15 protein-coding genes are annotated in these 17,451 nt (G+C 62.1%); all 15 read left to right on the top strand.

Annotated elements, in window-relative coordinates; genetic code table 11:
* The first annotated feature begins 51 nt into the window (after positions 1–51).
* The gene (gene mnmA / locus ASF84_RS08005; protein ID WP_056837018.1) at positions 52–1,182 is read left to right on the top strand and encodes a tRNA 2-thiouridine(34) synthase MnmA; all 1,131 of its coding nucleotides are present in this window, start codon (positions 52–54) and stop codon (positions 1,180–1,182) included.
* On the top strand, positions 1,182–1,802 hold the full coding sequence (gene hflD / locus ASF84_RS08000; RefSeq protein WP_056837016.1) for a high frequency lysogenization protein HflD: 621 nt from the start codon (positions 1,182–1,184) through the stop codon (positions 1,800–1,802). Before mnmA ends, hflD begins: the two co-directional genes overlap by 1 nt.
* 128 nt (positions 1,803–1,930) lie before the next feature.
* On the top strand, positions 1,931–3,301 hold the full coding sequence (purB, locus tag ASF84_RS07995) for an adenylosuccinate lyase (RefSeq protein ID WP_056837014.1): 1,371 nt from the start codon (positions 1,931–1,933) through the stop codon (positions 3,299–3,301).
* 61 nt (positions 3,302–3,362) lie between these two features.
* The gene (locus ASF84_RS07990) at positions 3,363–4,529 is read left to right on the top strand and encodes a ribosomal protein uL16 3-hydroxylase (RefSeq protein WP_056837012.1); all 1,167 of its coding nucleotides are present in this window, start codon (positions 3,363–3,365) and stop codon (positions 4,527–4,529) included.
* Positions 4,522–4,947, top strand: coding sequence for a GNAT family N-acetyltransferase (locus ASF84_RS07985; protein ID WP_056837011.1), 426 nt, complete (start codon positions 4,522–4,524; stop codon positions 4,945–4,947). The genes ASF84_RS07990 and ASF84_RS07985 overlap by 8 nt, the downstream gene beginning before the upstream one ends.
* A gap of 145 nt (positions 4,948–5,092) precedes the next feature.
* On the top strand, positions 5,093–5,833 hold the full coding sequence (locus ASF84_RS07980; RefSeq protein ID WP_056837009.1) for a secretin N-terminal domain-containing protein: 741 nt from the start codon (positions 5,093–5,095) through the stop codon (positions 5,831–5,833).
* Positions 5,834–6,426: 593 nt separating this feature from the next.
* A complete protein-coding gene (gene aceA, locus ASF84_RS07975; RefSeq protein ID WP_056837006.1) occupies positions 6,427–7,752 on the top strand; it encodes an isocitrate lyase in 1,326 nt (441 codons plus the stop codon).
* Positions 7,753–8,206: 454 nt separating this feature from the next.
* A complete protein-coding gene (locus ASF84_RS07970) occupies positions 8,207–8,620 on the top strand; it encodes an NADH-quinone oxidoreductase subunit A (protein WP_056837004.1) in 414 nt (137 codons plus the stop codon).
* 10 nt (positions 8,621–8,630) lie between these two features.
* Positions 8,631–9,305 (top strand): NuoB/complex I 20 kDa subunit family protein, encoded by a 675-nt coding sequence (locus tag ASF84_RS07965; RefSeq protein ID WP_056837002.1) that lies wholly within the window; start codon positions 8,631–8,633, stop codon positions 9,303–9,305.
* A gap of 72 nt (positions 9,306–9,377) precedes the next feature.
* The gene (gene nuoC, locus ASF84_RS07960) at positions 9,378–11,159 is read left to right on the top strand and encodes an NADH-quinone oxidoreductase subunit C/D (protein ID WP_056837000.1); all 1,782 of its coding nucleotides are present in this window, start codon (positions 9,378–9,380) and stop codon (positions 11,157–11,159) included.
* A gap of 2 nt (positions 11,160–11,161) precedes the next feature.
* On the top strand, positions 11,162–11,659 hold the full coding sequence (gene nuoE, locus ASF84_RS07955; RefSeq protein WP_056836998.1) for an NADH-quinone oxidoreductase subunit NuoE: 498 nt from the start codon (positions 11,162–11,164) through the stop codon (positions 11,657–11,659).
* Positions 11,656–13,014, top strand: a complete 1,359-nt coding sequence (nuoF, locus tag ASF84_RS07950; RefSeq protein ID WP_056836995.1) for an NADH-quinone oxidoreductase subunit NuoF — start codon at positions 11,656–11,658, stop codon at positions 13,012–13,014. The genes nuoE and nuoF overlap by 4 nt, the downstream gene beginning before the upstream one ends.
* A gap of 140 nt (positions 13,015–13,154) precedes the next feature.
* Positions 13,155–15,881: an NADH-quinone oxidoreductase subunit NuoG gene (gene nuoG / locus ASF84_RS07945; RefSeq protein WP_056836992.1), complete on the top strand. Its 2,727-nt coding sequence runs from the start codon at positions 13,155–13,157 to the stop codon at positions 15,879–15,881.
* Entirely contained in the window at positions 15,878–16,885 is a 1,008-nt protein-coding gene (gene nuoH, locus ASF84_RS07940; protein WP_056836990.1) for an NADH-quinone oxidoreductase subunit NuoH, read from the top strand. The genes nuoG and nuoH overlap by 4 nt, the downstream gene beginning before the upstream one ends.
* An 11-nt stretch (positions 16,886–16,896) precedes the next feature.
* Positions 16,897–17,445, top strand: a complete 549-nt coding sequence (gene nuoI, locus ASF84_RS07935; protein ID WP_056836988.1) for an NADH-quinone oxidoreductase subunit NuoI — start codon at positions 16,897–16,899, stop codon at positions 17,443–17,445.
* Positions 17,446–17,451: the final 6 nt, after the last annotated feature.

The following is a 17,451-nucleotide window of genomic DNA, read 5'->3' as shown; positions in this document are numbered from 1 at the left end:
ACTTGCGGCCTGATAGAATCGCGTCCTTTTCACCATAGCCGTTGAACGCTCATGTCTGATCCAGCCCTTTCGAACACTGAAAAACCACGCGTCATTGTTGGCATGTCCGGCGGCGTGGACTCTTCCGTTTCCGCCGTCCTGCTGCTGCAGCAGGGCTATCAGGTGGAAGGCCTGTTCATGAAGAACTGGGAAGAAGACGACGGCACGGAATACTGCACCGCCCGCGAAGACCTGGCCGATGCCCAGGCCGTGTGTGACCGGATCGGCATCAAGCTGCACACGGCCAACTTCGCCGCCGAATACTGGGACCATGTATTCGAGCATTTCCTGGAAGAGTACAAGGCCGGCCGCACGCCCAATCCGGATATCCTCTGCAACCGGGAAATCAAGTTCAAGGCCTTCCTCGACTACGCCCTGAGCCTGGGCGCCGACCTGATTGCCACCGGCCATTATGTGCGCCGGCGCGACATCGACGGGCGCACCGAGCTGCTCAAGGGCCTGGACCCGAACAAGGACCAGAGCTACTTCCTGCATGCCGTGGGCGGCGAACAGATTGCCCGCACCCTATTCCCGGTCGGCGAACTGGAAAAACCCGAAGTACGCGCCATTGCCGAGCAACACGGCCTGGCCACGGCGCGCAAAAAGGACTCCACCGGCATCTGCTTTATCGGCGAGCGGCGCTTCACCGATTTCCTGCGCCAGTACCTGCCCGCCCAGCCCGGCGAGATCAAGACCACCGAAGGTGAAGTCATCGGCCGCCACAGCGGCCTGATGTACCACACCATCGGTCAGCGCCAGGGCCTGGGTATCGGCGGCCTGAAGGATGCCGGCGACGAGCCCTGGTATGTGCTGGAAAAGGACCTGGAGACCAACGAGCTGATCGTCGGCCAGGGCAATGACCATCCATGGCTGTTCTCCCGCGCATTGCTGGCCTCGCAGATCTACTGGGTCAACCCGGTCGACCTCGACAGCCCGCGCCGCCTGACGGCCAAGGTGCGCTACCGCCAGGGCGACCAGGGCTGCACCCTGGAAAAGACCGCTGGCGGCTACCGCGCGCTCTTCGATGAACCTCAACGCGCCGTGACCCCCGGACAATCGGTGGTGTTCTATGATGGCGAAATCTGCCTGGGCGGCGGCGTGATCGAAACGGCCGAACCCTGGAACAGCAAGGACAAGCCTTGATGACCCCGATTCAGGAACAACTGATCGCCCTGGGCGGCGTCTTCCAGGCCGCCATCCTGGTCGACCGCCTGGCCAAGACCGGCCAGGTCAGCGAGGCGGACCTGGGCTGCATGCTCGGCAGCCTGCTGGTGCTCGACCCCAAGGACACCCTGGATGTATACGGCGGCAATGACCAGTGCCTGCGCGAGGGCTACCGCGCCCTGGCCAGCGCCCTGGAGCGCGACCCGGGCACCCTGCAGCGCGAACCGTTGCGCTATGCCTTGTCGATGCTGGGCCTTGAGCGCCAGTTGGCCAAGCGCGACGACATGCTGGGCGTGATCGGCAAGCGCTTGCCGCAGATCCAGTCACAGGTCGAGCATTTCGGCATCGCTCACGAGAATGTGATCGCCGCCGCCGGGGCCTTGTATCAGGACACCTTGAGCACCTTGCGCCAGCGCATCCAGGTGCATGGCGACATGCGCAACCTGCAGCAACCCAGCAATGCCTCGCGCATTCGCGCCCTGCTGCTGGCCGGCATTCGCTCGGCACGCCTGTGGCGACAAGTTGGCGGCCATCGCTGGCAACTGGTGTTCAGCCGTCGCAAGCTACTGAAAGAACTCTACACGTTGATGCACGGCTGAAACGCCGCGCCTCTCCTTTTTCAACCTTCAGGCTCGACGCTATCTACGCTGGTCGACTGTCCCCAGTCGGCCGGCAATTTCATGTATGATATGCGCCCTTTTCAAAGCCGACTGTCCGAGAGCACCCCATGCAGCTTTCTTCGCTCACCGCGGTTTCCCCTGTTGACGGCCGCTATGCCGGCAAGACCCAGGCCTTGCGCCCTATCTTCAGCGAATACGGCCTGGTCCGCTTCCGCGTCCTGGTGGAAGTACGCTGGCTGCAGCGCCTGGCAGCCCATCCGCAAATCGCCGAAGTGCCAGCCTTCTCGGCCGAAGCCAACGCCATTCTCGACGCACTGGCCGACAATTTTGCAATCGAGCACGCCGAGCGCGTCAAAGAGATCGAGCGCACCACCAACCACGACGTCAAGGCTGTGGAATACCTGCTCAAGGAACAGGCCGCCAAGCTGCCTGAACTGAATGCGGTCAGCGAATTCATTCACTTTGCCTGCACCAGCGAGGACATCAACAACCTGTCCCACGCCCTGATGCTGCGCGAAGGTCGCGACAACGTGGTGCTGCCGCTGATGCGCCAGATCGCCGAGGCCATCCGCGAACTGGCCCAGCGCTTTGCCGACGTGCCAATGCTGTCGCGCACCCATGGCCAGCCGGCTTCGCCGACCACCCTGGGCAAGGAGCTGGCCAACGTGGTCTACCGCCTGGAGCGCCAGATCGCCCAGGTGGCCGCCGTGCCACTGCTGGGCAAGATCAACGGCGCCGTGGGCAACTACAACGCCCACCTGTCGGCCTACCCGGACATCGACTGGGAAGCCAACGCCCGCGCCTTCATCGAAGACGAGCTGGGCCTGGTGTTCAACCCGTACACCACGCAGATCGAACCGCACGACTACATCGCCGAGCTGTTCGACGCCATTGCCCGCTTCAACACCATCCTGATCGACTTCGACCGCGACATCTGGGGCTACATCTCGCTGGGCTACTTCAAGCAGCGCACTGTCGCTGGCGAAATCGGTTCCTCGACCATGCCGCACAAGGTCAACCCGATCGACTTCGAGAACTCCGAAGGCAACCTGGGCATCGCCAACGCGCTGTTCCAGCACCTGGCCAGCAAGCTGCCGATCTCGCGCTGGCAGCGCGACCTGACCGACTCCACCGTGCTGCGCAACCTGGGCGTGGGCTTTGCGCACAGCGTGATCGCCTACGAGGCCAGCCTCAAGGGCATCAGCAAGCTGGAGCTGAACGAGCAACGCATCGCCGCCGACCTGGACGCCTGCTGGGAAGTGCTGGCCGAGCCGATCCAGACCGTCATGCGCCGCTACAACATCGAGAACCCGTACGAGAAGCTCAAGGAGCTGACACGCGGCAAAGGCATCAGCCCTGAAGCACTGCTGACCTTCATCGATGGCCTGGACATGCCGGCGCAGGCCAAGGTCGAGCTGAAGCAGCTGACCCCGGCCAACTACATCGGTAACGCCGTGGCACAAGCCAAGCGTATCTGAACCGCAACAACTTCTGCACACGCCCGGCTGTGCCGGGCGTTTTCATTTCAAGGGCTTACAAATGAATCCTGATACTCCTCTTCAACTTCTGGGCGGCATGAGCGCGCGTGTTTTTCTGCGTGATTACTGGCAGAAAAAGCCCCTGCTGATCCGCCAGGCCCTGCCGGACTTCCAGAGCCCGATCGATCCGGACGAGCTGGCAGGCCTGGCTCTGGAAGAAGAGGTCGAATCGCGCCTGGTCATCGAACAGGGCGAGCGCCCGTGGGAACTGCGTCGCGGCCCGTTTGCCGAAGATGCCTTCAGCACCCTGCCCGAGCGCGAGTGGACCTTGCTGGTCCAGGCCGTCGATCAATTCGTCCCGGAAGTGGGCGAACTGCTGGAAAACTTCCGCTTCCTGCCCAGCTGGCGCATTGACGACGTCATGGTCAGCTACGCCGCACCTGGCGGCAGCGTCGGCCCGCACTTCGACAACTACGATGTATTCCTGCTGCAAGGCCACGGCCAGCGGCACTGGAAGATCGGCCAGATGTGCGACAGCGACAGCCCCCTGATCAAGCACGCTGACCTGCGCATCCTGGCCGAGTTCGAAGGCACCGAGGAATGGACCCTGGAGCCGGGCGACATGCTTTACCTGCCGCCGCGCCTGGCCCATTGGGGCGTTGCCGTGGACGAGTGCCTGACCTATTCGGTGGGCTTCCGCGCCCCGAGCGCTGCCGAAGTACTGACGCATTTCACCGATTTCCTCAGTCAGTTCATTCCTGACGAGGAGCGCTACACTGACGCCGATGCCCAGCCCGTGAGCGATCCGCACCAGATCCAGCACGACGCACTGGCCCGCCTCAAGGGCCTGCTGGCCGAGCACATGAGCGACGAGCGCCTGCTGCTGACCTGGTTCGGCCAGTTCATGACCGAGCCGCGCTACCCTGAACTGGTCAGCGGTGAAGAACTGGAAGAGACTGACCTGCTCGACAGCCTGGAACAGGGCGCGATCATCATTCGCAACCCGAGCGCGCGCATGGCCTGGTCGAATGTCGATGACGATCTGTTACTGTTCGCCAGCGGTCAGAGCCGCCTGCTGCCTGGCAAGTTGCGCGACCTGCTGAAGCTGGTCTGCGCGGCCGACGCCCTGCATATCGAGAACCTCGGTCCGTGGCTGGCAGACGAGGACGGACGGACATTGCTCTGCGAATTGCTCAAACAAGGAAGCCTGGGATTTGCCGATGAATAAAATCAGTGTATCGGTTGCAGACTGGCACAAGGACAATGCTGCCATCCGGCGCATTCGTGAAAGCGTCTTTATCGCCGAGCAAGCGGTGCCGCCGGAGCTGGAGTGGGATGCAGAGGATGCCGACGCCGCCCACTTCCTCGCCTTTGAAGGCGATTACCCGATCGGCACCGCGCGTCTGTTGCCTGACGGCGAAATCGGACGCCTGTCGGTGCTCAAGGACTGGCGCGGCCTGAAAGTCGGTGAAGCCCTGCTCGGCGCCGTGCTGCTGGAGGCCGAGAAACGCGGTCTCACGCAGCAGAAGCTCAGTGCCCAGGTGCAGGCTGCGGCGTTCTACGAACGCTTTGGCTTTCATGTGGTCAGCGACGAGTTTCTCGAAGCAGGCCTGCCGCATGTCGATATGCGCCGCGAGACTGTGTAGGCATCCCTACACAAGCACTACATAAGCAACGCCCCGCCTCCCATGGCCTGCGTGCAAGCGCCAGCCAAGGGAGTCGGGGCGTTTTGCTATCGGCTGACAAAGTGACACACTCAAGGCCTGGATACGCTCTCGCGGAGTAAAGGACATGTTCATACGCCCCTTGTTGACTTCACTGCTGCTGTTGTCGAGCACCTGGACGCTGGCCGCCACTGAAATCGTGCCGCTCAACTACCGAACCAGTGACGAACTGCTGCCGGTGGCGCGTAATTTCCTGGGCCAGGAAGGCTCGGTCAACGCCCATGGCAATCAGTTGATCGTCAATGCTGAATCGCGCAAGATCGACGAACTTCGCGCCCTGCTCTCGCAACTCGACACCGCCCCGAAACGTTTGTTGATCAGCGTCGATACCAGTGACCAGGCCGCGCAGAATCACAACAGCGCCGGCGGCGGGCGCGTCATCAGCTACGGCACCGACAGCCGCGAAGGCGCCTTGCAACAGATCCAGACCACCGAAGGCAGCCCGGCCCTGATCCAGACCGGCCAGAGTATTCCGCTGACCACCTCGCGCACCGACAGCTACGGTTATTCGCAAAGCGAGACCCAGTACCGCAACGTGACGCAGGGCTTCTACGTCACGGCCAGCGTGACAGGCGACATCGTGCACCTGACCATCAGCACCAACCGGGACCGCGTGAGCCAGGAACGGCCCGACGCCATCAAGGTGCAGAGCACCGACAGCACGGTCAGCGGTCGCCTGGGCGAATGGATCACCCTGGCGGGCAGCCAGAACCAGTCGGTGGCCGATCGTCAGGCCAATGCCCGTTACTACTCGACCCAGGGGCGTGACGACATGCTGCTGCGCGTCAAGGTCGATGCGCTCGAGTAAGGGCGCCGGATAACCGGCTTCAGGGTGCCCGACCCAGAACCGGCGGGCCTTGCAGTGACCCGGCGGTCATATTAGACCAAAGATGTAGTGACACCAAAAAAGCACTACAAAACGTTTGACGGGTCAAAAACACCACGGCATGATGGCCTCGCTCCCGCTGATCAGAAGCCTTCATGCGCTTCCGGGGCGCGCCCATACTTACCGTGCGGGCCGCTTCGTGTCCTGACCGCCCACAAGGCAGTTTGACGAGGTTGCGACTGGAACGAAGTTGTCCCGAGGGACGGTAGCGCTGTCAGGCACAAAGGCATTCCGGAATGAGCGACGCACACGGCAACCACGAGCCAGAGGCGCCTCTCGACCACGCCCGTAACGCCTGCTCATCACCCTGAGCCATTCGTTCATCTGTCGCCATCCGATGCAAACGCAACCAGCAGTACGTTTTCCGATCAGTGAGCAGCCATCACCCGTGCCTTCGATAAACGAGGCGTTTTGGCGGAGCAGGACATACCCCGCATCAGGCGGCCTGAAACATAGCGAGCAATTGGCGCGATCGTTTTCACGCCTGAAAAACCCAGGAAATGAGGTTTATCAACATGGCACTGACACGCGAACAACAAATAGCGGCTCTGGAAAAAGACTGGGCTGAAAATCCGCGCTGGACCAACGTGACCCGAACCTATTCTGCTGCTGATGTCGTCCGCCTGCGTGGCTCGGTTCAACCGGAACACACGTTTGCAAAGCTGGGCGCCGAGAAACTCTGGAATCTGGTGACCCAGGGCGCCAGGCCGTCTTTCCGGCCCGACAAGGATTTCGTCAACTGCATGGGCGCCCTGACCGGCGGCCAGGCTGTACAACAGGTCAAGGCCGGCATCCAGGCCATCTACCTTTCCGGCTGGCAAGTGGCTGCCGACAACAACTCGGCCGAGTCCATGTACCCCGACCAGTCGCTCTACCCGGTCGACTCGGTGCCCACCGTCGTGCGTCGTATCAACAACTCGTTCAGCCGCGCCGACCAGATCCAGTGGAAAGCCGGCAAGAACCCCGGCGATGACGGCTACATCGATTACTTCGCGCCGATCGTGGCCGATGCCGAGGCCGGCTTCGGTGGCGTGCTCAATGCCTATGAACTGATGAAGAACATGATCGAAGCGGGTGCCGCCGGCGTTCACTTCGAAGACCAGTTGGCCTCGGTGAAAAAATGCGGCCACATGGGCGGCAAGGTGCTGGTCCCCACTCAGGAAGCGGTACAGAAGCTGGTGGCGGCACGCCTGGCGGCCGACGTGGCCGGGGTCCCGACCATTATCCTGGCCCGCACCGACGCCAACGCGGCCGACCTGCTGACCTCCGATTGCGACCCGTACGACCAGCCGTTCGTCACCGGCGCCCGCACCCCGGAAGGTTTCTACAAGGTCCGCGCAGGCCTGGACCAGGCCATTGCCCGCGGCCTGGCCTACGCCCCGTACGCTGACCTGGTGTGGTGCGAGACTGCCAAGCCGGACCTGGACGAAGCACGGCGCTTTGCCGAGGCGATCAAGAAGGAGTACCCGGATCAGTTGCTGTCGTACAACTGCTCGCCGTCCTTCAACTGGAAGAAGAACCTCGACGATGCCACCATCGCCAAATTCCAGCGCGAGCTCTCGGCCATGGGCTACAAGCACCAGTTCATTACCCTGGCCGGCATTCACAACATGTGGCACGGCATGTTCAGCCTGGCGCACGACTACGCCCGCAACGACATGACCGCCTACGTGAAGCTGCAGGAGCAGGAATTTGCCGACGCCGCCAAGGGCTATACCTTTGTCGCGCACCAGCAGGAAGTGGGCACCGGCTATTTCGATGACATGACCACCGTGATTCAGGGGGGCGCCTCATCGGTGACCGCCCTGACCGGCTCGACAGAGCAGGATCAGTTCCACTGACAGACGCCGTCACCCAGCCTCAGCACAAGCCGTCCACCAGGGCGGCTTGTGCGTTTTGCAGCGACGTGGCGCGACATTGACGCACAGCAATGCCCGACATCTGTCATGATGTTACTTATTAGTGCTTTAAACAGGTCGGCGCGCACACTCGGCAGTATTAATGAAACACCCTATCAAATGATATTAATTATCATTCTGTTTTGCTTTTCTGCTTTTCCGTAATAACCAAACATACTGGGTCGAATCCATTGAAATCCCCGGTCTGCGTGGCCTGCAGCCTGGTGCAAACGGTATGAACGATCGATTCAAAGAATAAATTTGATATAGAAAATTTACTTGCACTGTATTTGCACATAAAATCAGCGGACTGATCTCGCTGCGACATTTCGTCACTGCTCTCTACCCATTTCTCAAGCACTCAGAGACGCCCGTTCTCTGACTAAGGATTGCCAGCATGTCCGAATCGACAGGTCTGATTGCCCACAACTGGGGCTTCGCCATTTTCCTTTTGGGTGTCGTTGGCCTCTGTGCATTCATGCTCGGCCTGTCGAGCCTGCTCGGCAGCCGCGCCTGGGGCCGCAGCAAGAACGAACCGTTCGAGTCCGGGATGCTGCCCACCGGCAGTGCCCGCCTGCGTCTTTCCGCAAAATTCTATCTGGTCGCGATGCTGTTCGTGATCTTCGATATCGAAGCCCTCTTTCTCTTTGCATGGTCTGTGTCGGTACGCGAAAGCGGCTGGGCCGGATTCGTCGAAGCGCTCGTTTTCATAGCAATTCTGTTGGCGGGTCTTGTTTATCTATGGCGGGTGGGGGCGCTCGATTGGGCACCCGAAGGTCGTCGTAAACGGCAGGCGAAGCTAAAACAATGAGGCTTTGGCAATGCAATACAATCTCACCAGAATCAACCCGGATGCGCCTAACGAGCAGTATCCGATCGGTGAACGGGAAACCGTTTCCGACCCCCTAGAAGATCAGGTCCACAAGAACATCTTCATGGGCAAGCTCGAAGATGTGCTCAGCAATGCGGTCAACTGGGGTCGCAAGAACTCCCTGTGGCCGTATAACTTCGGCCTTTCGTGCTGCTACGTGGAAATGACCACCGCCTTCACGGCGCCCCATGACATCGCGCGCTTTGGTGCCGAGGTGATCAGGGCCTCGCCGCGCCAGGCGGATTTCATGGTCATCGCCGGGACCTGCTTCATCAAGATGGCGCCGATCATCCAGCGTCTCTACGAGCAAATGCTCGAGCCCAAATGGGTCATTTCCATGGGTTCGTGCGCCAACTCCGGTGGCATGTATGACATCTACTCGGTGGTTCAGGGCGTGGACAAGTTCCTGCCCGTGGATGTCTATGTGCCCGGCTGCCCGCCCCGCCCCGAAGCGTTCCTGCAAGGCTTGATGCTGTTGCAGGAGTCGATCGGGAAAGAGCGGCGCCCGCTGTCCTGGGTTGTCGGCGATCAAGGCGTATATCGCGCCGAGATGCCCTCGACGAAGGTTCAGCGTCGCGAAGAGCGTATCCAGGTCACCAACCTGCGCAGCCCCGACGAAGTCTGACACCCCCCGTTCTTACATAACAAAACGAGAACGCGGGTCGACTCTGTACGTTGACCGAAGTGATTGAGACCTATGACTGCAGACACCGCTCTGTACATCCCGCCGTACAAGGCTGACGACCAAGATGTCGTCAATGAACTGAATACCCGCTTTGGCGCCGAGGCCTTCACTGCCCAGCCGACCCGTACCGGCATGCCGGTGCTGTGGGTCCAGCGTGCCCGGCTGGTCGAAGTCCTGACCTTTTTGCGTCAGGTCGCCAAGCCCTACTCCATGCTCTACGACCTGCATGGCGTTGACGAGCGCCTGCGCACCCATCGCCGTGGCCTGCCGGGCGCCGACTTCACGGTGTTCTACCACCTGTTGTCGGTAGAGCGTAATAGTGACGTAATGATCAAGGTGGCCCTGTCCGAGAGCGACCTCAGCGTGCCTACCGTGACCGGTATCTGGCCCAACGCCAACTGGTACGAGCGCGAAGTGTGGGACATGTTCGGGATCGACTTCCCGGGCCACCCGCACCTGACCCGCATCATGATGCCGCCGACCTGGGAAGGTCATCCGCTGCGCAAGGACTTCCCGGCCCGCGCCACCGAGTTCGATCCCTACAGCCTGAACGTGGCCAAGCAGCAGCTTGAAGAGGAAGCGGCGCGCTTCAACCCCGAAGACTGGGGCATGAAGCGTTCGGCCGAGAACGAGGACTACATGTTCCTCAACCTCGGTCCCAACCACCCTTCGGCCCACGGTGCGTTCCGTATCGTGCTGCAGCTCGACGGCGAAGAAATCGTCGACTGTGTTCCGGACATCGGCTACCACCACCGTGGTGCCGAGAAGATGGGCGAGCGCCAGTCCTGGCACAGCTACATTCCGTACACCGACCGCATCGATTACCTGGGCGGGGTGATGAACAACCTGCCCTACGTGCTGGCGGTCGAGAAACTGGCCGGCATCAAGGTGCCGCAGAAGGTCGACACCATCCGCATCATGATGGCCGAGTTCTTCCGCATCACCAGCCACCTGCTGTTCCTGGGTACCTATATCCAGGACGTGGGCGCCATGACCCCGGTGTTCTTCACCTTCACCGACCGCCAGCGTGCCTACACGGTGATCGAAGCCATTACCGGTTTCCGCCTGCACCCGGCCTGGTATCGTATTGGTGGCGTCGCCCACGACCTGCCACGCGGCTGGGAAAAACTGGTCAAGGACTTCGTCGACTGGCTGCCCAAGCGCCTGGACGAGTACACCAAGGCCGCCCTGCAGAACAGCATCCTCAAGGGCCGGACCATCGGCGTTGCCGCCTACAACACCAAGGAAGCCCTGGAATGGGGCGTCACCGGTGCCGGCCTGCGCTCCACCGGCTGTGATTTCGACCTGCGCAAGGCGCGTCCGTATTCGGGCTACGAGAACTTCGAATTCGAAGTGCCGCTGGCCGCCAACGGCGATGCCTACGACCGCTGCATGGTCCGCGTCGAGGAAATGCGCCAGAGCATCCGCATCATCGACCAGTGCATGCGCAACATGCCCGAAGGCCCGTACAAGGCGGATCACCCGCTGACCACGCCGCCGCCCAAAGAGCGCACCCTGCAGCACATCGAAACCTTGATCACTCACTTCCTGCAGGTTTCGTGGGGCCCGGTCATGCCGGCCAACGAATCCTTCCAGATGATCGAAGCGACCAAGGGTATCAACAGCTATTACCTGACGAGCGACGGCGGCACCATGAGCTACCGTACCCGGATCCGCACTCCAAGCTACCCGCACCTGCAGCAGATCCCTTCGGTGATCAAAGGCAGCATGGTCGCCGACTTGATTGCGTACCTGGGTAGTATCGATTTCGTTATGGCCGACGTGGACCGCTAAGCATGAACAGCCCACTTATCCAGACTGACCGTTTCGTCCTCAGCGAAACCGAGCGCTCGGCCATCGAGCATGAGATGCATCACTACGAGGACCCGCGCGCGGCGTCCATCGAAGCCCTGAAGATCGTGCAGAAGCATCGCGGCTGGGTGCCGGATGGCGCGATCTACGCGATCAGCGAAGTCATTGGCATTCCGGCCAGCGATGTAGAGGGCGTGGCGACGTTCTACAGCCAGATCTTCCGCCAGCCGGTTGGTCGCCACATCATTCGCGTGTGCAACAGCATGGTGTGCTTCATCGCCGGTCACGAGTCGATCGTCGAAGAGATCAAGAGCTCCCTGGGCATCGCCCCGGGCCAGACCACCGCCGACGGCCGCTTCACCCTGCTGCCGGTGTGCTGCCTGGGCAACTGCGACAAGGCGCCGGCGGTGATGGTCGATGACGACACCTTCGGCAATCTGCAGCCCGGCGGCGTCGCCCAGATGCTGGAGGCTTACCCATGACCCTGACTTCCTTCGGCCCGGCCAACCGTATTGCGCGCACGGCTGAGACCCACCCCCTGACCTGGCGTCTGCGTGACGACGGSGAGCCGGTCTGGCTCGACGAATACCAGAGTAAGGATGGCTACGCGGCGGCGCGCAAGGCGCTGACCCAACAGTCGCCCGACGAGATCGTCCAGGCGGTCAAGGACTCCGGCCTCAAGGGTCGCGGCGGCGCGGGCTTTCCCACGGGCGTGAAGTGGGGCCTGATGCCCAAAGACGAATCCATGAACATCCGCTACCTGCTGTGCAATGCGGATGAGATGGAGCCCAACACCTGGAAAGACCGCATGCTGATGGAGCAACTGCCCCATCTGCTGATCGAAGGCATGCTGATCAGCGCCCGCGCGCTGAAAGCCTACCGTGGCTATATCTTCCTGCGTGGCGAATACGTGACGGCCGCCCGCCATCTCAACCGTGCGGTTGAAGAGGCCAAGGCCGCCGGCCTGCTGGGCAAGAACATCCTGGGCAGCGGTTTCGATTTCGAGCTGTTCGTGCACACCGGCGCCGGGCGTTATATCTGCGGTGAAGAGACTGCACTGATCAACTCCCTGGAAGGCCGCCGCGCCAACCCGCGCTCCAAGCCGCCCTTTCCTGCCGCTGTCGGCGTGTGGGGCAAGCCGACGTGCGTGAACAACGTCGAGACCCTGTGCAACGTGCCGGCCATCGTCAACAACGGCAACGACTGGTACAAGTCGCTGGCCCGCGAAGGCAGCGAAGACCACGGCACCAAGCTGATGGGCTTCTCCGGCAAGGTCAAGAACCCCGGCCTGTGGGAGCTGCCGTTCGGCGTGCAGGCCCGTGAGCTGTTCGAAGACTACGCCGGCGGCATGCGCGATGGCTTCAAGCTCAAGTGCTGGCAGCCAGGCGGCGCCGGCACCGGCTTCCTGTTGCCCGAGCACCTGGATGCGCAGATGTACGCCGGCGGCATCGCCAAGGTCGGCACGCGGATGGGTACGGGCCTGGCCATGGCCGTCGACGACAAGGTCAACATGGTCTCGCTGCTGCGCAACATGGAAGAGTTCTTCGCCCAGGAATCCTGTGGCTTCTGCACACCGTGCCGCGACGGCCTGCCCTGGAGCGTGAAGATGCTGCGCGCCCTGGAAAAAGGCCAGGGCCGTGCCGAGGACATCGAGACCCTGCTGGGCCTGGTCAACTTCCTTGGCCCTGGCCGCACCTTCTGTGCTCACGCACCCGGTGCAGTGGAGCCTCTGGGCAGCGCGATCAAGTACTTCCGGTCGGAATTCGAAGCCGGTGTGGCACCTGCCAGCGCAGGCCTGCCGATGCCCGGCAAGATCCCGACCGTGGTCGGGGCATAACAAGACACAAGGCCGGCGGCCCCAGGCCGCCGGTTTCGTACCGGCCGACGCCCTTGTTGCTCAGGGCTGACCGAGGCGGGTACCACCGAGATTCCATTAGCCACGCCCGCTGACAACGGGCCAACGAAGAACTTTGAACCATGGCCACTATCCACGTAGACGGCAAAGCGCTCGAAGTCGACGGTGCGGACAACCTGCTACAGGCTTGTCTGTCACTGGGCCTCGACATTCCGTATTTCTGCTGGCACCCCGCGCTTGGTAGCGTCGGTGCCTGTCGCCAGTGTGCGGTCAAGCAGTACAACGACGAGAACGACACCCGTGGTCGTATCGTCATGTCCTGCATGACGCCTGCCACCGACAACACCTGGATTTCCATCGACGATGACGAATCCAAGGCATTCCGCGCCAGTGTCGTCGAATGGCTGATGACCAACCACCCGCACGACTGCCCGGTCTGCGAAGAAGGCGGTCACTGCCACCTGCAAGACATGACCGTGATGACGGGTCACAACGAGCGCCGTTATCGCTTCACCAAGCGCACCCACCAGAACCAGCAGCTGGGGCCGTTCATTTCCCACGAAATGAACCGCTGCATCGCCTGCTATCGCTGCGTGCGCTATTACAAGGACTATGCCGGCGGTACTGACCTGGGTGTCTACGGCGCCCACGACAACGTGTACTTCGGTCGCGTCGAAGACGGTGCGCTGGAAAGCGAGTTCTCCGGCAACCTCACCGAGGTCTGCCCGACCGGTGTGTTCACCGACAAGACTCACTCCGAGCGCTACAACCGCAAATGGGACATGCAGTTCTCGCCGAGCATCTGCCACGGCTGCTCCAGCGGTTGCAACATCAGCCCCGGCGAGCGTTATGGCGAACTGCGCCGTATCGAGAACCGCTTCAACGGTTCGGTCAACCAGTACTTCCTGTGCGACCGTGGCCGCTTCGGCTATGGCTACGTCAACCGCACCGATCGCCCGCGCCAGCCCTTGCTGAGCCGTGGTCAGGAGCAGGTGCGCCTGAGCCTGGACGAGGCGCTGGACACCGCCGCCGATCTGCTGCGTGGCCGCAACATCGTCGGCATCGGCTCGCCCCGTGCCAGCCTGGAAGGCAACTACGCGCTGCGCGAACTGGTCGGTGCCGAGCACTTCTACAGCGGCATGGAAGCCGGTGAGCTGGAGCGCGTGCGCCTGATCGTGCAGGTCCTGAACGACAGTCCGCTGCCGATTCCGAATCTGCGCGAGATCGAAGACCACGATGCTGTCTTCGTGCTTGGCGAAGACCTGACCCAGACCGCTGCCCGTGTGGCGCTGGCACTGCGCCAGGCCGTCAAGGGCAAGGCGCGTGACATGGCTGCGGCCATGAAAGTGCAACCGTGGCTGGATGCGGCCGTACGCAACATCGCCCAGGACGAGTTGAACCCGCTGTTCATTGCCAGCCTGGCCGAAACCCGCCTGGACGACGTGGCCGCCGAATGCGTGCATGCAGCGCCAGACGACCTGGCCCGCCTGGGCTTTGCCGTGGCCCATGCCATCGACGCCAGCGCCCCGGCCGTCGAAGGCCTGGAGCCTGAAGCGCGCGAGCTGGTGCAGCGCATTGCCGATGCCCTGCTGGCCGCCAAGCGTCCGCTGATCATCTCCGGTGGTTCGCTGGGCTCAAAGGCCCTGATCGAAGCCGCCGCCAACATCGCCAAGGCGCTCAAGCTGCGCGACAAGCCAGGCTCGATCAGCCTGGTGGTGCCGGAAGCCAACAGCATGGGCCTGGCCCTGCTCGGTGGTGACTCGGTCAATGCCGCACTGCAACAGGTGATCGACGGCAAGGCCGACGCCATCGTCGTACTGGAAAACGACCTGTACACCCGTGTCGATGCCGCCCTGGTCGATGCCGCCCTGAGCGCCGCCAAGGTGGTGATCGTGGCTGATCACCAGAAAACCGCCACCACCGACCGCGCCCACCTGGTCCTGCCGGCCGCCAGCTTCGCCGAAGGCGACGGCACCCTGGTCAGTCTGGAAGGCCGTGCCCAGCGTTTCTTCCAGGTCTTCGATCCGACCTACCTGGACGCCAGCATCCTGGTGCACGAAGGCTGGCGCTGGCTGCACGCGCTGCGTTCGACCCTGCTCAACCAGCCGGTGGACTGGACGCAACTGGACCAGGTCACTGAAGCCTGCGCCAACAGCACGCCGCGCCTGGCCGGTATCATCAACGCCGCGCCGTCCGCTTCGTTCCGCATCAAGGGCATGAAGCTGGCCCGCGAGCCACTGCGCTACAGCGGTCGTACGGCCATGCGCGCCAACATCAGCGTGCATGAACCGCGCACGCCGCAGGACAAGGACACCGCGTTCGCGTTCTCGATGGAAGGCTACTCGGGCTCGGCCGAACCGCGCCAGCAGGTGCCGTTTGCCTGGTCGCCGGGCTGGAACTCGCCGCAGGCCTGGAACAAGTTCCAGGATGAAGTAGGTGGCCATCTGCGTGCCGGTGACCCGGGCACGCGCCTGATCGAAAGCAATGGCGATGATCGCCTGAGCTGGTTCGGCGGCGTACCGCGTGCGTTCTCGCCCGCCCAGGGCACCTGGCAGGCCGTGCCGTTCTACCACTTGTTCGGCAGTGAGGAGAACTCCTCGAAAGCCGCCCCGGTACAAGAGCGCATTCCAGCAGCCTACGTGGCCCTGGCCAAGGCCGAGGCCGACCGCCTGGGTGTCAATGAAGGCGCTCTGCTGACGTTGAACGTAGCCGGCAAGACCCTGCGTCTGCCGCTGCGCATCAATGAAGAGCTGGGCACGGGTCTGGTCGGCTTGCCGGCAGGCCTGGCCGGTATTCCACCGGCATTCAGCGGCCAGGCCGTCGACGGCCTGCAGGAGGCAGCGCAATGAGCTGGTTCACCCCTGAAGTGATCGATGCAATCATCGCGGTGGTCAAGGCCATCGTGATCCTGCTGGCCGTGGTGGTCTGCGGCGCGCTGCTCAGCTTTGTCGAGCGCCGCCTGCTGGGCTGGTGGCAGGACCGCTACGGGCCGAACCGTGTCGGCCCGTTCGGCATGTTCCAGATCGCCGCCGACATGCTCAAGATGTTCTTCAAGGAAGACTGGATGCCACCGTTTGCCGACAAGGTGATCTTCACCCTGGCACCGGTGGTGGCCATGAGCGCCTTGCTGATCGCCTTCGCGGTCATCCCCATCACCCCGACCTGGGGTGTGGCTGACCTGAACATCGGCTTGCTGTTCTTCTTTGCCATGGCGGGCCTGTCGGTGTACGCGGTGCTGTTCGCCGGCTGGTCGAGCAACAACAAGTACGCGTTGCTCGGCAGCCTGCGGGCCTCGGCCCAGACCGTGTCCTACGAAGTGTTCATGGGCCTGGCGCTGATGGGCATCGTGGTACAGGTCGGCTCGTTCAACATGCGCGACATCGTCGATTACCAGGCGCAGAACCTGTGGTTCATCATTCCGCAGTTCTTCGGTTTCTGTACCTTCTTCATCGCCGGCGTGGCCGTGACTCACCGTCACCCCTTCGACCAGCCGGAAGCGGAACAGGAACTGGCCGACGGTTACCACATCGAGTATGCCGGCATGAAATGGGGCATGTTCTTCGTCGGCGAGTACATCGGCATCGTGCTGATCTCGGCGCTGCTGGTGACCCTGTTCTTCGGTGGCTGGCACGGCCCGTTCGGCCTGCTGCCACAGATCCCCTTCGTCTGGTTCGTCTTGAAGACCGCGTTCTTCATCATGCTGTTCATCCTGCTGCGCGCTTCGATTCCGCGCCCGCGCTATGACCAGGTGATGGATTTCAGCTGGAAATTCTGCCTGCCGCTGACCCTGATCAATCTGCTGGTGACTGCCGCGGTCGTGTTGCTCAACACGCCGGCAGGCTCGGTTCAGTGAGGTACTGATCCATGTTCAAATATATTGGCAACATCGTTAAGGGTACCGGTACCCAGTTGCGCAGCCTGGTCATGGTCTTCGGCCATGGTTTCCGCAAGCGTGACACCCTGCAATATCCGGAAGAAGCCGTGTACCTGCCGCCGCGCTATCGCGGCCGCATCGTCCTGACCCGCGACCCCGACGGCGAAGAACGCTGTGTGGCCTGCAACCTGTGCGCCGTGGCGTGCCCGGTCGGCTGCATTTCGTTGCAGAAGACCGAGGATGAAGCCGGTCGCTGGTACCCGGAGTTCTTCCGCATCAACTTCTCGCGCTGCATTTTCTGCGGCCTGTGTGAAGAAGCCTGCCCGACCACCGCGATCCAGCTTACGCCGGATTTCGAAATGGCTGACTTCAAGCGTCAGGACCTGGTGTACGAGAAGGAAGACCTGTTGATTTCCGGCCCCGGCAAGAATCCCGACTATAACTTCTATCGCGTTGCCGGCATGGCCATTGCCGGCAAGCCCAAGGGCTCCGCGCAGAATGAAGCCGAACCGATCAACGTCAAGAGCTTGCTGCCATAAGGAAGT

The sequence above is a fragment of the Pseudomonas sp. Leaf127 genome (genome assembly GCF_001423155.1).
GTDB lineage: Bacteria > Pseudomonadota > Gammaproteobacteria > Pseudomonadales > Pseudomonadaceae > Aquipseudomonas > Aquipseudomonas ovata.
The sequence above is the reverse complement of the archived record's forward strand: the minus strand, read 5'-3'. Positions and strand labels throughout refer to the sequence as shown.

Coding starts and splice junctions, on each gene's coding strand:
- nuoH (WP_056836990.1), top strand. CDS start 15,878: ATGAGCTGGTTCACCCCTGAAGTGATCGATGCAATCATCGCGGTGGTC.
- nuoI (WP_056836988.1), top strand. CDS start 16,897: ATGTTCAAATATATTGGCAACATCGTTAAGGGTACCGGTACCCAGTTG.
- ASF84_RS07985 (WP_056837011.1), top strand. CDS start 4,522: ATGAATAAAATCAGTGTATCGGTTGCAGACTGGCACAAGGACAATGCT.
- ASF84_RS07990 (WP_056837012.1), top strand. CDS start 3,363: ATGAATCCTGATACTCCTCTTCAACTTCTGGGCGGCATGAGCGCGCGT.
- ASF84_RS07980 (WP_056837009.1), top strand. CDS start 5,093: ATGTTCATACGCCCCTTGTTGACTTCACTGCTGCTGTTGTCGAGCACC.
- ASF84_RS07970 (WP_056837004.1), top strand. CDS start 8,207: ATGTCCGAATCGACAGGTCTGATTGCCCACAACTGGGGCTTCGCCATT.
- hflD (WP_056837016.1), top strand. CDS start 1,182: ATGACCCCGATTCAGGAACAACTGATCGCCCTGGGCGGCGTCTTCCAG.
- nuoG (WP_056836992.1), top strand. CDS start 13,155: ATGGCCACTATCCACGTAGACGGCAAAGCGCTCGAAGTCGACGGTGCG.
- mnmA (WP_056837018.1), top strand. CDS start 52: ATGTCTGATCCAGCCCTTTCGAACACTGAAAAACCACGCGTCATTGTT.
- nuoE (WP_056836998.1), top strand. CDS start 11,162: ATGAACAGCCCACTTATCCAGACTGACCGTTTCGTCCTCAGCGAAACC.
- nuoC (WP_056837000.1), top strand. CDS start 9,378: ATGACTGCAGACACCGCTCTGTACATCCCGCCGTACAAGGCTGACGAC.
- purB (WP_056837014.1), top strand. CDS start 1,931: ATGCAGCTTTCTTCGCTCACCGCGGTTTCCCCTGTTGACGGCCGCTAT.
- ASF84_RS07965 (WP_056837002.1), top strand. CDS start 8,631: ATGCAATACAATCTCACCAGAATCAACCCGGATGCGCCTAACGAGCAG.
- aceA (WP_056837006.1), top strand. CDS start 6,427: ATGGCACTGACACGCGAACAACAAATAGCGGCTCTGGAAAAAGACTGG.